Annotated in this window: 12 protein-coding genes; 2 read left to right on the top strand and 10 right to left on the bottom strand. The window is 70.9% G+C overall.

Features of this window, described 5'->3' with window-relative positions:
• The 6 genes from DI573_RS04165 to gatC all read right to left on the bottom strand — a co-directional run bounded on the left by DI573_RS04165 (position 1) and on the right by gatC (position 5,763).
• Positions 1–606, bottom strand: a complete 606-nt coding sequence (locus tag DI573_RS04165) for a hypothetical protein (RefSeq protein ID WP_292810969.1) — start codon at positions 604–606, stop codon at positions 1–3.
• Complete coding sequence (locus tag DI573_RS04160; protein ID WP_292810967.1) at positions 581–901, bottom strand: hypothetical protein; 321 nt, start codon at positions 899–901, stop codon at positions 581–583. The genes DI573_RS04165 and DI573_RS04160 overlap by 26 nt, the downstream gene beginning before the upstream one ends.
• A gap of 205 nt (positions 902–1,106) precedes the next feature.
• Positions 1,107–2,366 (bottom strand): DNA polymerase IV, encoded by a 1,260-nt coding sequence (dinB, locus tag DI573_RS04155; protein ID WP_292810965.1) that lies wholly within the window; start codon positions 2,364–2,366, stop codon positions 1,107–1,109.
• Positions 2,367–2,417: 51 nt separating this feature from the next.
• Positions 2,418–3,947, bottom strand: a complete 1,530-nt coding sequence (gatB, locus tag DI573_RS04150; RefSeq protein WP_292810963.1) for an Asp-tRNA(Asn)/Glu-tRNA(Gln) amidotransferase subunit GatB — start codon at positions 3,945–3,947, stop codon at positions 2,418–2,420.
• On the bottom strand, positions 3,947–5,467 hold the full coding sequence (gatA, locus tag DI573_RS04145) for an Asp-tRNA(Asn)/Glu-tRNA(Gln) amidotransferase subunit GatA (RefSeq protein WP_292810961.1): 1,521 nt from the start codon (positions 5,465–5,467) through the stop codon (positions 3,947–3,949). The genes gatB and gatA overlap by 1 nt, the downstream gene beginning before the upstream one ends.
• The gene (gatC, locus tag DI573_RS04140) at positions 5,464–5,763 is read right to left on the bottom strand and encodes an Asp-tRNA(Asn)/Glu-tRNA(Gln) amidotransferase subunit GatC (RefSeq protein ID WP_292810959.1); all 300 of its coding nucleotides are present in this window, start codon (positions 5,761–5,763) and stop codon (positions 5,464–5,466) included. Before gatC ends, gatA begins: the two co-directional genes overlap by 4 nt.
• Before the next feature lie 52 nt (positions 5,764–5,815).
• On the opposite strand from gatC, the gene DI573_RS04135 reads away from it, so the two are divergent.
• Positions 5,816–7,510, top strand: a complete 1,695-nt coding sequence (locus DI573_RS04135; RefSeq protein ID WP_292810958.1) for a long-chain-fatty-acid--CoA ligase — start codon at positions 5,816–5,818, stop codon at positions 7,508–7,510.
• 56 nt (positions 7,511–7,566) lie between these two features.
• Here the strand turns inward: DI573_RS04135 and DI573_RS04130 are convergent, their stop codons facing one another.
• The 4 genes from DI573_RS04130 to DI573_RS04115 are packed head-to-tail and all read right to left on the bottom strand — an operon-like array spanning position 7,567 to position 12,844.
• Entirely contained in the window at positions 7,567–8,058 is a 492-nt protein-coding gene (locus DI573_RS04130; protein ID WP_292810956.1) for a DUF4262 domain-containing protein, read from the bottom strand.
• A 45-nt stretch (positions 8,059–8,103) separates the two neighbouring features.
• Positions 8,104–10,446: an NAD-dependent DNA ligase LigA gene (gene ligA, locus DI573_RS04125; RefSeq protein ID WP_292810954.1), complete on the bottom strand. Its 2,343-nt coding sequence runs from the start codon at positions 10,444–10,446 to the stop codon at positions 8,104–8,106.
• Between the two features lie 52 nt (positions 10,447–10,498).
• Positions 10,499–11,599 carry a tRNA 2-thiouridine(34) synthase MnmA gene (mnmA, locus tag DI573_RS04120; protein WP_292810952.1) on the bottom strand — a complete coding sequence of 367 codons (1,101 nt, stop codon included), beginning with the start codon at positions 11,597–11,599 and terminating at the stop codon, positions 10,499–10,501.
• A 54-nt stretch (positions 11,600–11,653) separates the two neighbouring features.
• Complete coding sequence (locus DI573_RS04115; protein WP_292810950.1) at positions 11,654–12,844, bottom strand: cysteine desulfurase family protein; 1,191 nt, start codon at positions 12,842–12,844, stop codon at positions 11,654–11,656.
• 90 nt (positions 12,845–12,934) lie between these two features.
• Here DI573_RS04115 and glgX point away from each other — a divergent pair.
• A partial coding sequence (gene glgX, locus DI573_RS04110) for a glycogen debranching protein GlgX (RefSeq protein WP_292810948.1) occupies positions 12,935–14,731 on the top strand: 1,797 nt, incomplete at its 3' end.

Raw genomic sequence — 14,731 nt, 5'->3', positions numbered from 1 at the left:
TCACGGCACACGCACGACGATCGTGGCAAGCGCCGCGGGATCCTCCCGCCGGATGTGCCCCGCTTCCTGATCCGCCCAGCGCGACCAGTGCGGTCGATATGTGTCACCATCGCGTGCGAGCGCCCGGCGACGCCGCGACGCATCGGGGGCATCCACCCACACGGCGACGTCGCACAGACGGCGGCTCTGCGCGGTGAGGACCCCTGCACCCTCGACGATGAGCGGAAGAGAGGGATCCACGGCGTGGGCCTCGGCGGGCGAGCCCGTATCCCAGTCGTGCCGCCGCCAGACCCCGATGAGCCCCCGGGCGTGCGGCACCAGGATGTCTTGACGGGCGATCTCCGCACCGGCTTCGAGTCCGTCCCAGCCCGGGTACAGCGAGTCCAGCGCGATCAGCTGCACACGACCCGTGTCGGGCCACGCGCTCACGACGGCACGCGCGAGGGATGATTTGCCGGCGCCGCTTCGACCATCGATCAGGATCACGGGGTTCGTCGCCTCGATCCGCCCGACGTCGCGGATCACCGTCGCCACACCGGTGCGCAGCGCGAGCGCGAGCGGATCGTCGGGAGCGGCGCGGCTACTTCTTGAGGGCGCGGATGACACGGCTCAGTGCGCGCCCCGCGACCCACACGAATGGGATGCCGACCGCGAGCAGGGCGATGATGTTCGGTTCGAAGCTCACGTCGTCGCCGCGGCGGATGTACGCGCCGACCGGCACGGAGGCACCGCCTCCGCCGCCTCCGCTGTTGCCGGTCTCATCCGACCCCCCGCCGAAACCGTGCCAGGTCGCAGCAACGGGGATCAGTCGAACCCCGTCGACGTCCTGCTGTTCGCCGTATGCGCTGTCGACGCCGAAGTGGACAGCCTGCTTGCCGAGTTCCAGAGCGATGTTGGGCATGCCCCCACGCTAGCCGTTCCCGAGGCTTCGACAAACGGGTTGACGTGGGTGCGTAACGCGCACAGCTGCGGACACGGCGCCGCGACACGCCGCGACGGTGGCGCAACCCTCGGTGTGTCGCGCCCGCCGTCCGCAGCTGTGCACGCGAGAAGACGACGACGGGATGCCGGGGTCCAAGACCCACGGGCGTCCGGCCGGATCCCGCTCAGGCGGGTGGGCGGGGCGGACGGGGGTGCGAGGGAAGCGAGCGTCCGTGCTCACCGCGACCGACGAGGCTGCCCCGCACGACCGCATTGCGGCCGAAGCGGGCGAGTGCGTCATCGAGGGTGCCCTCCAGACGGCGCCGCTCCTCATCGTCGTCCCACAGGGAGAGCCCGTGCGCGGCAGTGCGCAGGTTTTCGGCGCGGACCCCGATCAGGCGCACGGGATCGCGTCGGGCGAGCGCATCGAACAGCTCCCGTGCCGCGTCGCCGAGGCGCTGACCGACGTCCGTCGGCTCGGGCAACGTGCGCGAGCGCGTGAGGGTCGTGAAGTCGTCGAAGCGCACCTTGACGGCGACGGTCGCCGCCTCGAACCCGCCCTCGCGCAAGCGGCGCGCCACACGATCGGAGAGTCGGAGGAGCTCGGAGTGCAGCAGGGTGGTGTCTGTCACGTCCGTCGCGAATGTCTCTTCGTGGCCGATGCTCTTCTCGATCCGCGTCGTCGAGACCTCCCGCGCGTCGAGGCCGCGCGACAGCTGCGCCAATCGCTCCGCCATCGCGGGCCCGACCGCTCGCGCGAGCAGGTCGCCGGGGGCCTCGCGCACGTCGAGGATCGTGCGGATGCCGCGACCCTCGAGCGTCTCGGCCGTCTTGGGGCCGACGCCCCACATGGCGCGCACGGATCGAGGCGCGAGGAAGTCGAGCGTCTGTGCCGCCGGGACGATGAGCAGCCCGTCGGGCTTGGAGATCGTCGACGCCATCTTGGCGACGTGCTTCGTCGCGGCGACACCGACACTGCAGGTCAGCCCGGTCTTCTCGCGCACTCGCGCGCGCAGCGTGCGGGCGATCGTGCCGGGGCTGCCCCAGAGGCGCCGAGCCCCCCGGACGTCGAGGAACGCCTCATCGATCGACAGCGGCTCGACCAGGGGCGTGAACTCCTGGAAGACGCCCATCACCTGGGTGGACAGGTCGAGATACCGATCGAAGTGCGGGGGAACGACGATCGCCGTCGGGCACAGCCGCAGAGCCTGCGAGACCGGCATGGCCGAACGCACACCGAACCTTCGTGCCTCGTATGACGCGCTCGAGACCACCGACCGCCCCTCGGGAGCTCCGATGATGATCGGTCTGCCCGCGAGCGAGGAGTCATCGAGCACCTCGACCGACGCGTAGAAGGCATCCATGTCGACATGCAGGATGCCGGTGCCGGCATCGTCCGCACCCTCGGGCGAGACGATCCGACCCGTGCCGTCACCGCGTCCCATGCATCGATTCTCTCGCGGGGATCCGACATCCGGACCCCCTCGAGACGGTCATCACTGCGCGGCGCGCTCCAGGATCAGCTCGCGCACGCGCGCGGCATCCGCCTGTCCCCTCATCGCCTTCATGACCGCGCCGATGACCGCGCCGGCGGCCTGAACCTTGCCGTCGCGGATCTTGGCCATGGCATCGGGCTGCGCCGCGAGCGCGTCGTCGATCGCGGCGATCAGCGCGCCGTCGTCGGAGACGACGGCGAGCCCGCGGGCGTCCACGATCTGCTGCGGGGTGCCTTCGCCGGCGATCATGCCTTCGAGCACCTGGCGCGCGAGCTTGTCGGTGAGCGTGCCCGCATCGACGAGCTTCTGCAGCTCGGCGACGTCGTTCGGCGTCACGAGTTCGGCCGGCTCTCGGCCCTCGGCATTCGCGATGCGCGCGAGCTCTCCGGTCCACCACTTGCGTGCGGCGGCGGGAGTGGCCCCGGCCGCGACCGTTGCCTCGACCTCGACGAGCAGCCCCGCGTTGACGACCCCCTGGAAGTCCAGGTCGGTGAAGCCCCACTCCGACTTCAGCCGGCGCCTGCGCGCGGCGGGCTCTTCGGGAAGCGCCGCGCGCAGCGCCTCGATCAGCGCCGGGTCGGGAACGACCGGCAGCAGATCGGGCTCGGGGAAGTACCGGTAGTCGTCGGCGTCGGACTTGGGACGACCCGGCGACGTCGTTCCGGTGTCTTCGTGCCAGTGCCGCGTTTCTTGCGTGATCGTGCCGCCCGCCGCCAGGATCGCCGCCTGGCGCTGGATCTCGTAGCGCACCGCACGCTCGACAGAACGCATCGAGTTGACGTTCTTCGTCTCGGTGCGCGTGCCGAGGGGCGCGGGGGGCTCACCCGCCGCGGCCCGGGGGCGGAGCGACACGTTGGCGTCGCAGCGGAGGTTTCCGCGCTCCATGCGCGCCTCCGAGATGCCGAGCCCGATCACGATGTCGCGGATCGTCTGCACGTACGCCTTGGCCAAGGCGGGTGCCGAGTGTTCGGCTCCGTAGATCGGCTTCGTCACGATCTCGACGAGGGGAACTCCCGCGCGGTTGTAATCGACGAGGGAGTACTCCGCGCCCTGGATGCGACCGGTCGCCCCGCCCATGTGGGTCAGCTTTCCGGCATCCTCCTCCATGTGCGCGCGCTCGATGGGGACGACCACCTCTGTGCCGTCCTCGAGCTCGACCGTGACCCGCCCCTCGAACGCGATGGGCTCGTCGTACTGGCTGATCTGGTAGTTCTTGCCGAGATCGGGATAGAAGTAGTTCTTTCGCGCGAATCTGCTGGACGGGGCGATCTCGCAGCCGAGCGCGAGCCCGAGGCTGATCGAGTACTCGATCGCCTGCGCGTTCACCACGGGGAGTGCGCCGGGCAGCCCCATGTCGACGGGCGCGACGAGGGTGTTGGGAGCTGCTCCGTGGTGGGCGGAGTGGGCAGGGTTGGCCGCCCCGGAGAACATCTTCGTCTGCGTGCTCAACTCGACATGCACCTCGAACCCGAGCACGGGTTCGAATCGCTCGAGGGCTTCGTCGAAGTCCATCAGCCTGTCTTTCGCCATCAGGCGACACCTCCCTGGGCGAGCTGCGGCGCCCGGTCCAGCAGCGACCCGCCCCAGCTCTCGTGCAGCAGCGCCTCGAGCGCGGCACCTACGCGGTACAGGCGGGCATCCTCACGCACGGGCGCGAGGAACTGGATGCCGACCGGCAGTCCGTCTTCGGCAGCGAGTCCGGAGGGCACCGAAATGCCCGGCACACCGGCGAGGTTCGCGGGGATCGTCGTGACGTCGTTGAGGTACATCTGCAGCGGATCGTCGACCCGCTCGCCCAGACGAAACGCTGTCGTGGGAGCCGACGGCGTGGCGATGACATCGACCTGCCCGAACGCGAGGTCGAAATCGCGCTGGATGAGAGTGCGAACCTTCTGCGCGCTGCCGTAATAGGCGTCGTAGTACCCGGCCGAGAGCGCATAGGTGCCCAGGATGATGCGACGCTTGACCTCGTCGCCGAAGCCGGCGTCGCGTGTCGCGGCCATGACCTCCTCGACCGTGGCCTGCGCGTGCGGGGTGACCCGCATGCCGAAGCGCACCGAGTCGAACTTGGCGAGGTTGCTCGAGGCCTCGGCAGGCAGGATCAGATAGTACGCCGCCACCCCGTACTCGAAGTGCGGAGCGCTGATCTCGACGACCTCCGCGCCCTGGGCCTGCATCGCCGCCAGCGCCTCGTGGAACGAGGCGGCCACTCCGGGCTGGAACCCGCTGTCGGGAAGCTCGGTGATGACACCGATCCGAAGCCCCTTCAGCACATCGCCGCGTGCGCCCTCGCGAGCCGCGTCGGCGAACGAGGGCCATGCGCCGGTGAGCGAGGTCGAGTCGTGCGGGTCGTGCCCGCCGATCACGTCGTGCAGGAGGCCCGCATCGAGCACGGTGCGCGCGACGGGTCCGACCTGGTCGAGGCTGGAGGCGAGGGCGATCGCGCCGTAGCGGCTCACTCCACCGTAGGTCGGTTTGATGCCGACCGTGCCCGTGACGTGCGCGGGCTGGCGGATCGAGCCGCCCGTGTCGCTGCCCAGCGCGAGGGGGGCTTCGAAGGCCGCGACCGCCGCTGCGGACCCGCCGCCCGAGCCGCCGGGGATACGGTCGAGGTCCCAGGGATTGCGGGTCGGCCCGTACGCGGAGTGCTCCGTCGAGGAGCCCATCGCGAACTCGTCCATGTTGGTCTTGCCGAGCGATACGAGGCCGGCCGCGCGCGCCCGGGCGACGACCGTGGCGTCGTAGGGCGACATGTACCCCTCGAGGATGCGCGAACCGCTGGTCGAGGGCATGTCGGTCGTGACCAGCACGTCCTTGATCGCCAGCGGAACCCCCGCGAGCGGCCCGAGAGCCTCTCCGGCCGCTCGCCGCGCGTCGATGTCGGCGGCGACGTCCAGGGCACGATCGCTCACGTGCAGGAAGGCATGGATGTCGCCGTCGACCGCCGCGATCCGGTCGAGGTGCACGCGGGTGACTTCGACGCTCGAGACCTCGCCTGCGGCCAGGGCCCGCGCGAGGTCGGCGGCGCCGGTGCGGATCAGATCGCTCACTGCTCCTCCCCCAGGATCGCCGTGACGCGGAAGCGCCCGTCGGCCGCGTCGGGCGCGTTCTGCAGCACTTCTTCGGGGGTGAGCATGCCGCTGACGACGTCGGGGCGGAAGACGTTCTGCAGGGGGACGGGGTGGCTCGTGGCGATGACGTCGGGCGTGGCGACCTGCGAGACCTTGGCGATGTTGTCGACGATCGCATCGAGCTGGCCGGTGAGACGCCCCACCTCCTCTTCGCTCAGCTGGATCCTGGCGAGCACGCCCAGATGGCGCACGAGATCGGGGGTGATTTCAGACACCGGACAAGTCTAGTTCGCACGGGGCGGCGACCCCGCCCCTAGGCTGGGGCACGTGAGCACGTACGATCCTCCTCGCCCCTGGATCCGCAGCTACGCCGAAGGCGTGCCCGCCGATCTCGACCCCGTGTCGGGGTCGCTCGTCGACATCGTCGCCGCCTCCGCGCGCGAGGCCCCTGACGCCCCCGCCCTCCAGTTCTTCGGCCGCACTACCAGCTACCGGCGCCTGCACGAGCAGATCGAGCGCGCCGCCGAGGGGCTGCGCGCGCACGGCGTCCGAGCGGGTGATCCGGTCGCCATCGTGCTGCCCAACTGCCCGCAGCACATCGTCGCCTTCTATGCGATCCTGCGCCTGGGCGCCGTCGTGGTCGAACACAACCCGCTCTACACTCCGCGCGAGCTGCGCAAGCAGTTCGAAGACCACGGCGCGAAGCACGCGATCGTCTGGAGCAAGGTCGCACGCACGGTGCAGGAGTTCCCCGAGGACCTGCGCGTGCAGACGCTCGTCTCCGTCGACGTGACCCAGGCCATGCCGCTGGGCACCCGGCTCGCCCTCCGCCTGCCTGTAGCGAAGGCCCGCGAGGCGCGGACCGCGCTGACGACGCGGGTCACGGGTGCGGTGGCGTGGGAGCGGCTCGTCCGCTCCGACCGCCTGCCGGCATCCGTCTCTTCGCCCGCGACCGACGATCTGGCCATCATCCAGTACACCAGCGGCACGACCGGCACCCCGAAGGGCGCGGCATTGACCCACCGCAACCTGCTCGCCAACGCCGCGCAGTCGCGGGCGTGGGTGCCCTCGATCCGCCGGGGCGAGGGGTGCGTCGTGTACGCCGTGCTGCCGATGTTCCACGCGTACGGCCTGACGCTGTGCCTGACGTTCGCGATGTCGATGGGCGCGCGCCTGGTGCTGTTTCCGCGTTTCGACCCCGACATGGTGCTCGCGGCGACGAAGAAGCACCCCGCCACGTTCCTTCCGCTCGTCCCCCCGATCGCCGACCGCCTGCTGAAGGCCGCGCGCGATCAGGGTGTCTCTCTCGCCGGCACCGAGATCGCGATCTCGGGTGCGATGGCGCTGCCGCACGAACTCGTGGTTCCCTTCGAGGAGGCCACCGGCGGCTACCTCGTGGAGGGGTACGGCCTCAGCGAATGCTCGCCCGTCCTGATGGCCAACCCCGTCGCGCCGAACCGCGTGCCCGGCACCGTCGGGCTGCCGCTGCCGGGCACGGAGTGCCGCGTCGTCGACCCCGACTCACCGACCACCGATGTCGCTCCCGGCGAGCGAGGAGAGCTGCTCGTGCGCGGGCCGCAGGTGTTCGAGGGCTACTACGGCAAGCCGGAGCACACGCAGGAGGTCTTCGTCGACGATTGGTTCCGCACCGGCGACATCGTGACGATCGACGAAGCCGGATTCGTGCGCATCGTCGACCGCATCAAGGAGCTCATCATCACGGGCGGGTTCAACGTCGCGCCCACCGAGGTCGAGTCCGTGTTGCGGCAGCACCCGCAGGTCGAGGACGTGGCCGTCGTCGGTCTGCCGAGCGAGCACTCGGGCGAAGAGGTCGTGGCCGCGATCGTCGTCGCGCCCGGGACAACGCTCGATGAGGAATCCGTGCGCGAGTACGCCCGCGGCATCTTGACGCCGTACAAAGTGCCACGCCGCTTCGTCATCGTCGATGAGCTGCCGAAGTCGCTCATCGGCAAGGTGCTGCGCAGACAGGTGCGGGACTCCCTTCTGGCCTCGACACGCTGAACGAGCCGACCCGCACCCGTGGGCGTGGCATCGGTCGGCCCATCGCTACGGGTGAGTCAGGCGCGGAGCACGCCCGGACGTGGCTGTACCCAAGCGGGCGAGCTGTACCCCTCCTCCCACGGGAATCGCCCGTTCGTGTCGTCGTAGGTGAGCTGGAGCAGACCGACCGAGTGCGCGGGCGGCCGGCGATAGAAGCGGTTCGCGGCAAAGGCGATCTCGCCCGCGTTGGGTACCGTCTCGGCGACAACGCGGTGCGACCAGCCGGCGAACGTCAGCACTTCGCCGGGGACGATCGTGCGCCCGTCTTTGACCATGGCGGCGACGTCGTTGAGCACGTCGCCCGCGGTGTGGGTGCAGACCCCGACGATGAGCGCCTCAGGATGACCGAGCCCGAAGAGTCCCACCGTGTAGGCGAACGGGGTCTCGCGGCGGCGACTGTCGCCGCCGACGTACTGGATGTAGACGCCGTGCGCGCGGATGATGCGGGCTGTGTGCTCATCCTCCTGATCAAGCCAGGCTTGGATTGCGGGGCCGGATGTTGATGACATGTTCGTTCCTCTCGTTTCGGCGAGAGTAGAACATACCTCCGACACTCAGGCGTTCGCGGCCGAGCCGTCACCGAGCGCCGCCGGCCCCTCGGTGACGAGCACGTGGAATTGCGCGGCGTCGATAATACGGAGCCCGAGTTGCTCGGCCTTGGCGAGCTTGGAACCCGCGCCCGGGCCCGCCGCGACAAAATCGGTCTTCTTCGACACGCTCGAGGCGGCCTTGCCACCCGCGCGGATGATGGCCTCCTGCGCTCCCTCGCGGGAGTAGCCCTCGAGCGAGCCCGTGGCGACGACGGTCAGTCCCGCGAGCACCCCTCCCGCACCCTCCGCGGCCCCCGGGCCCGGATGCCCGGGCGTCGCCAGCTGAGCGCCCGCGGCCGCCCAGCGTCCGACGATGTCACGATGCCAGTCCACGGTGAACCAGTCGATGAGCGCGTCGGCGATGATGCCGCCGACACCGTCGACGGCCGCGAGCTCGTCGCGCGACGCCGCGCGGATGGCATCGATCGATCCGAACCACTGCGCGAGCGCCCGAGCCGCGACGGGGCCGACATGCCGGATGTTCAGGGCGACGAGGAATCTCCAGAGGTCCTTCGTCTTGGCCTTCTCGAGCTCGTCGATCAGGCGCACCGCCTGGACGGAGGGTTGGGCGGTCGTGATGCCGCGCTTCTTCTCGTCGGCCGAGGGGTTGCGACGGAAGGGCGCCCGACGCACGGGCTCGCCCGTCTTGTCGTCGACGCGGGGCTCACCGGTCTCGGCGTCGCGGACGACCACCTCGATCGGTACCAGCTGGTCGATCGTGATCTCGAACAGCCCCGCCTCGGTCTCGAGGGGAGCGACGGCGGGATGGGACGGCTGGGTGAGGGCCGCCGCGGTCACCTCGCCGAGCGCCTCGATGTCGAGAGCACCGCGCGATCCGATGTGCTCGACGCGACCGCGCACCTGCGCGGGGCACGCCCGCGTGTTGGGGCAGCGCAGATCGATGTCCCCCTCCTTGGCGGGGGACAGTGCCCATCCGCATTCGGGGCAGTCGGCCGGCATCACGAACTCGCGTTCGGTGCCATCGCGCAGCTCCACCACGGGCCCCAGCACCTCGGGGATGACATCGCCGGCCTTGCGCAGCACCACGGTGTCGCCGATGAGCACGCCCTTGGCTCGCACGACGTCCTGGTTGTGCAGGGTCGCCTGTCGCACGACGGACCCCGCGACCCGAGCCGGCGCCATGACCGCGAACGGGGTCGCACGCCCGGTGCGCCCCACCGAGACCACGATGTCGAGCAGCTTGGTGTTGACCTGCTCGGGCGGGTACTTGTACGCGATGGCCCAGCGCGGCGCGCGACTGGTGGCGCCCAGTTCGTCGTGCAGGGCGAGCTCGTCGACCTTGACGACGATGCCGTCGATCTCGTGCTCGACGTCGTGCCGGTGCTCGCCGTAGTGCTCGACGAAGGAGAGCACGGCGTCGACGGAGTCCGCGGTGCGGAAGTACGGACTCGTCGGAAGCCCCCACTCGGCCAGCAACGCATAGATCTCGCTCTGCGCGGCGACGGGCGGATGCTCCCACGCCCCGATTCCGTGCACGAACAGGCGCAGCGAATCCAGACGGGCCTGCCCCGCCTCACGCTCGAGCCCGTCCTTCTTGTCGAGCTGCTGGCGCAGCCCTCCGCTGGCGGCGTTGCGCGGATTGGCGAAAGCGGGGAACCTGCGCTCGGCGCTCAGGCGCGCGCGTTCCGCGTCGAAGACGCGCGAGCGCGCCCGTGTCTTCTCGATCGCCCGCTCGCGCATCTCGGCCTGCAGCGCGTTGAGCGCGGCGAAGGCCTCAACCGGGATGAAGACCTCCCCGCGCACCTCGACGATCGGCGGATGACCCTCGCCCTCGAGGCGCTGCGGGATGCCGGAAACCCGCACCGCGTTGAACGTCACGTCCTCGCCGACCCGGCCGTCGCCGCGCGTCGCCGCGGAGGTGAGCACGCCGTTCTCGTAGCGCAGGCTGATGGCGAGGCCGTCGATCTTCAGCTCCGTCAGCCACCGCACCGGCCGCCCGGCGCCGACCTCGGCTTTGAGGCACCACTCCCGCAGCTCATCGAGGGAGAAGACGTTGTCGAGACTCAGCATGCGCTCGGCGTGCTCGACGGGCGCGAACAGCGCGCCCTGGGCCGCGCCCACCTGACGCGTGGGCGAGTCCTGGCCCTGCAGCTCGGGGTACAGCCGCTCGATGGCCTCGAGCCGCAGCATCCACCCGTCGTACGTCGCATCGTCGACGACGACCGTGTCGCGCCCGTAGTACGCCTCACGCGCCTCGACGATGCGGTCGGCGAGTGCACGCGACTCGTCTCGCGCCTGCTCGAGCGTCAGATCGGGAAGAGCGGATGGGGGGACGTCGGATGCCACCGGATCAGTCTAGGTTCGGGCACCGACAGAGGTCCGCGACATGGCGACCGCCTCACACCCCGGCGGGAACCGCCGAGACGGTGCGATCGATCGTGAACTGCCCGAGCACGCGCGTTCCCGCGTAGAGCACCGCCGTCTGTCCGGGTGCGACGCCGGAGAGCGGCTCGTCCGGCACGACCTCGACCCCGCTCGCGGTGCGCCGCGCCGTCGCCGGCACCGGGTCGGCGTGCGCGCGGATCTGCACGTGGCACGCGAACTCGGATGCTGTCGGCGCGGCGCCCGCCCAGGTGAAGCGTTCGCCCGAGATCTCGGCGATCGCGAGCGCCTCCTTGGGCCCGACGACGACGGTGTTGCTGACGGGTCGCACCTCGAGCACGAAGCGCGGCTTGCCGTCGGCGGCGGGCACCCCGAGGGCGAGCCCCCGGCGCTGGCCGACGGTGAACGCGTGCGCGCCCTCGTGGGTGCCGACGACGGCGCCCGTGCGATCGACGATCTCGCCCTCCGCGGCGCCGACTCGATCGGCGAGCCATCCGCGCGTGTCGCCGTCGGGGATGAAACAGATGTCATGACTGTCGGGCTTGTGCGCGACCGTGAGCCCGCGCTCCTGCGCCTCGGCGCGGACGAGGGCCTTGGAGGGCGTGTCACCGAGGGGGAACAGTGTGTGCGCAAGCTGCTCGGCGGTCAGCACCCCGAGGACGTAGGACTGGTCCTTCGCGGCGTCCGAGGCCCGGTGCAGCTCGAGCGCGCCCTCGGGCCCGGTGCGCAGGATCGCGTAGTGGCCCGTGCAGACGGCGTCGAACCCCAGATCGAGCGCCTTCTCCAGCACCGCGGCGAATTTGATGCGCTCGTTGCAGCGCATGCAGGGATTGGGGGTGCGTCCGGCCGAGTACTCGGCGACGAAGTCCTCGATGACGTCGTCTCGGAACCGCTCCGAGAAATCCCAGACGTAGAACGGGATGCCGAGCCGGTCCGCCGCGCGACGCGCGTCCATCGCGTCCTCGATCGTGCAGCACCCACGGCTGCCCGCCCGCAGGGTGCCCCCCGCACGGGAGAGCGCCAGGTGGACGCCGGTGACGTCGTGACCGGCGTCCACGGCGCGCGCGGCCGCGACGGCGGAGTCCACTCCCCCGCTCATCGCCGCAAGTACACGCATGGCCCCAGTCTACGAGCGGACCCTGGACATCGGATCGGCGTCGGCAACCGCCGGTCAGCGCACGGCCCGGGAGGACAGCCCGGCACGGCGGGCCCGCTCATAGGCGGCCGGCAGCGCGGCGAGGACGACGTCCACGTCCGTGTCGATGCTCGTGCGCCCGAGCGTCAGACGCAGAGCGCCGCTCGCGGCCGACTGCTCGACACCCATCGCCAGGAGCACGTGTGAGGGCTCGGGGACGCCGGCCTGGCAGGCCGACCCGGTCGAGACCGCCACCCCGGCCGCGTCGAGCAGCAGCAGCAGCGAGTCGCCCTGGGCACCGGGCAGGAGGACGTGCAGATGGCCCGCGAGCCGATCCGCCCCCGCGGCGGAGATCACCAGGTCGGGGATCGCGGCGGCGAGCCCCGCCTGCAGGCGGTCGCGCAGCGTCGCCAGCCGGCGGGCCTCCTGCGCCATCTCCTCGAGCGCGAGCTCGGCGGCGGTCGCGAACGCGACCGCGCCCGCGACGTCCTGCGTCCCCGCACGGAGGCCGCGCTGGGCCGCTCCCCCGTGCAGGAGCGGGGCCAGCGCCGCGTGCCGGGAGACGACGAGGGCGCCCACCCCGACCGGGCCGGCCACCTTGTGGGCCGACACGCTGAGTGCGACAAGACCCGCGGATCCACGCGCGTCGCCGCGCAGCATCCCGAACGAGAGCGGCATGTGCCCGAAGGCGCCGACCGCATCGACGTGCAGCGGCACGCCCGCATCCGCGGCGATGCGCGCCGCCTGCTCGAGCGGCTGGATCGTGCCGATTTCGTTGTTGGCGGCCAGGAGGGTCGCGGCGGCGACCCCGGGGCCGCGCAGCGCCCGATCCCACGCGTCGAGGTCGATGCGCGCGTCCGCGCTGATCGGCACGTCCACGACCTCGGCCTCCTCGTGGGCGGTGAGCCAGGCGACAGTGTCGAGGGTGGCGTGATGCTCTCCCCCGGGCAGGACGAGCGCACCGCGCCCGTCGCGGCGCGCGCGGTACAGGCCCGTCACGGCGAGGTTGACGGACTCGGTGCCGCCCGACGTGAACACGATCTCGATCGGCTCGCAGCCGAGCGTCGCGGCGAGGCGCTCGCGGGCGTCTTCGAGAAGCCGACGCGCGGACTGCCCGGCCGTGTGGATCGAGGAGGCGTTGCCGAGCGAGGTCGACGTCTGCAGCCAGGCTTCGCGAGCCTCGGCCCGCAGGGGGGTCGTGGCCGCGTGGTCGAGATAGACGCTCACTCCCCTACTGTACGGAGCACGCGGGGTCGAGGGGTCGGTGCGGTGACGGCCGTAACGCGGGCGACTCATGGCGTGGCTAGGGTTGTCGGCATGGTCAGCCCGACATCGGCCGTGATGCCCCCTGCCCCGGCTCCGGGCCTGCTCTCGGCCGCCCTCGACGATCTCGGCGTCACCCTCGGGCACGACGGCGGCACGCTGCGCGTCTGGTCGGCTCACGCCGACGGCGTCGAACTGGTGCTCTTCGACGACACCGACCTCGACTGGATCACCGACACGCTGCCCCTCGAGCCCGTGGGCGGCGGTGTGTGGCAGGTGCGCACCCCGCTGTTGTGCCCGGGCGCGCGCTACGCGATCCGCGTGGGAGGGCCGGGCGGCCCCGGCAACACCTTCAACCCGCGCACCCTCCTCATCGAGCCCTACGCGCGCGGCCTGATCTCGGACGGGCGCGACGATTGGCGCGCCGTCGTCGTCGACGGCGGTTTCGACTGGGGCGGCGTGCAGAAGCCCGCGACGCCTCTCGACCGCACGGTCATCTACGAGGGCCACCTCAAGGGGCTCACCAAGCGTCACCCCGGCGTACCGCCCGCACTGCACGGCACGTATGCGGGCCTGGCCCACCCCGCGATGATCGAACACCTCACCGGACTGGGGGTCACGGCGGTCGAGCTGCTCCCCGTGCACGCCTTCGCGAGCGAGCCTCGTCTGCACCAAATGGGCCTGTCCAACTACTGGGGCTACAACACCCTCAACTTCTTCACCCCGCATTCCCCGTACGCGACCGCCGCCAGCCGTCGCGAGGGCCCCGAGGCCGTGCTGCGTGAGTTCAAGGGAATGGTCAAGCTGCTCCACGAGGCGGGGCTCGAGGTCATCCTCGACGTGGTCTACAACCACACCGCCGAGGAGGGCATCGGGGGTCCGCGTTCGAGCCTGCGCGGCATCGACAACCGCTCGTACTACCGCCAACTCGACGACGGCACGTACGTCGATGAGACGGGCTGCGGCAACGCGGTGAACACCGCGACGGATGCTGCGGCCCGCCTCGTGCTGGACTCGCTGCGCTACTGGGCCCGCGACGTGCAGGTCGACGGGTTCCGATTCGATCTCGCGGCCACCCTCGGCCGCGACGCCCAGCACAGCTTCACGCCGCAGCATCCGCTGCTCCAGGCGATCCTCGACGATCCCGAGCTCGCCGATGTCAAGAAGATCGCGGAGCCGTGGGATGTCGGGATGGGCGGGTGGCAGACCGGCAACTTCGGCGAGGGCTGGAGCGAGTGGAACGACCGCTACCGCGATCGTGTGCGCAATTTCTGGCTGAGCGATGTCGACTATGCGCGCCGCGCCTCGACCTCGCCCGTGGGCGTGGGGGGCTTCGCCACCCGCCTGGCGGGGTCGTCCAACACTTTCTCGTCCGAGCGCGGGCCCCTCGCCAGCGTCAACTTCGTCACGGCCCACGACGGCTTCACGCTGCGTGACCTCGTCTCCTACGACGTCAAGCACAACCTCGCCAACGGCGAGCAGAACCGCGACGGCGCCGACACCAACCGCTCCTTCAACCACGGCGCGGAGGGCCCGACGGACGACGAGCGCATCCTCGCCACGCGGCGCAAGGCGATGCGCAACCTGATGGGGACGCTTCTCCTCTCCGCCGGCGTGCCCATGCTCACCGCGGGCGACGAGTTCGGTCGCACGCAGCGCGGCAACAACAACGCGTACTGCCACGACTCGGCGCTGACCTGGCTCGCCTGGGAGCACGCGCCATGGCAGAAGGACCTGCATGCGCACGTCAGCCGCCTCATCACCCTGCGTGAGGAGAACCCGGCCCTGCGTCCCGTGCGGTTCGCGGTGCAGGATCAGCGCACCCCGTCCGCATCGGTCATGGACTGGTAC

This window comes from Microbacterium sp., from assembly GCF_003248605.1.
GTDB lineage: Bacteria > Actinomycetota > Actinomycetes > Actinomycetales > Microbacteriaceae > Microbacterium.
This window is presented reverse-complemented; position numbering and strand designations above follow the sequence as displayed.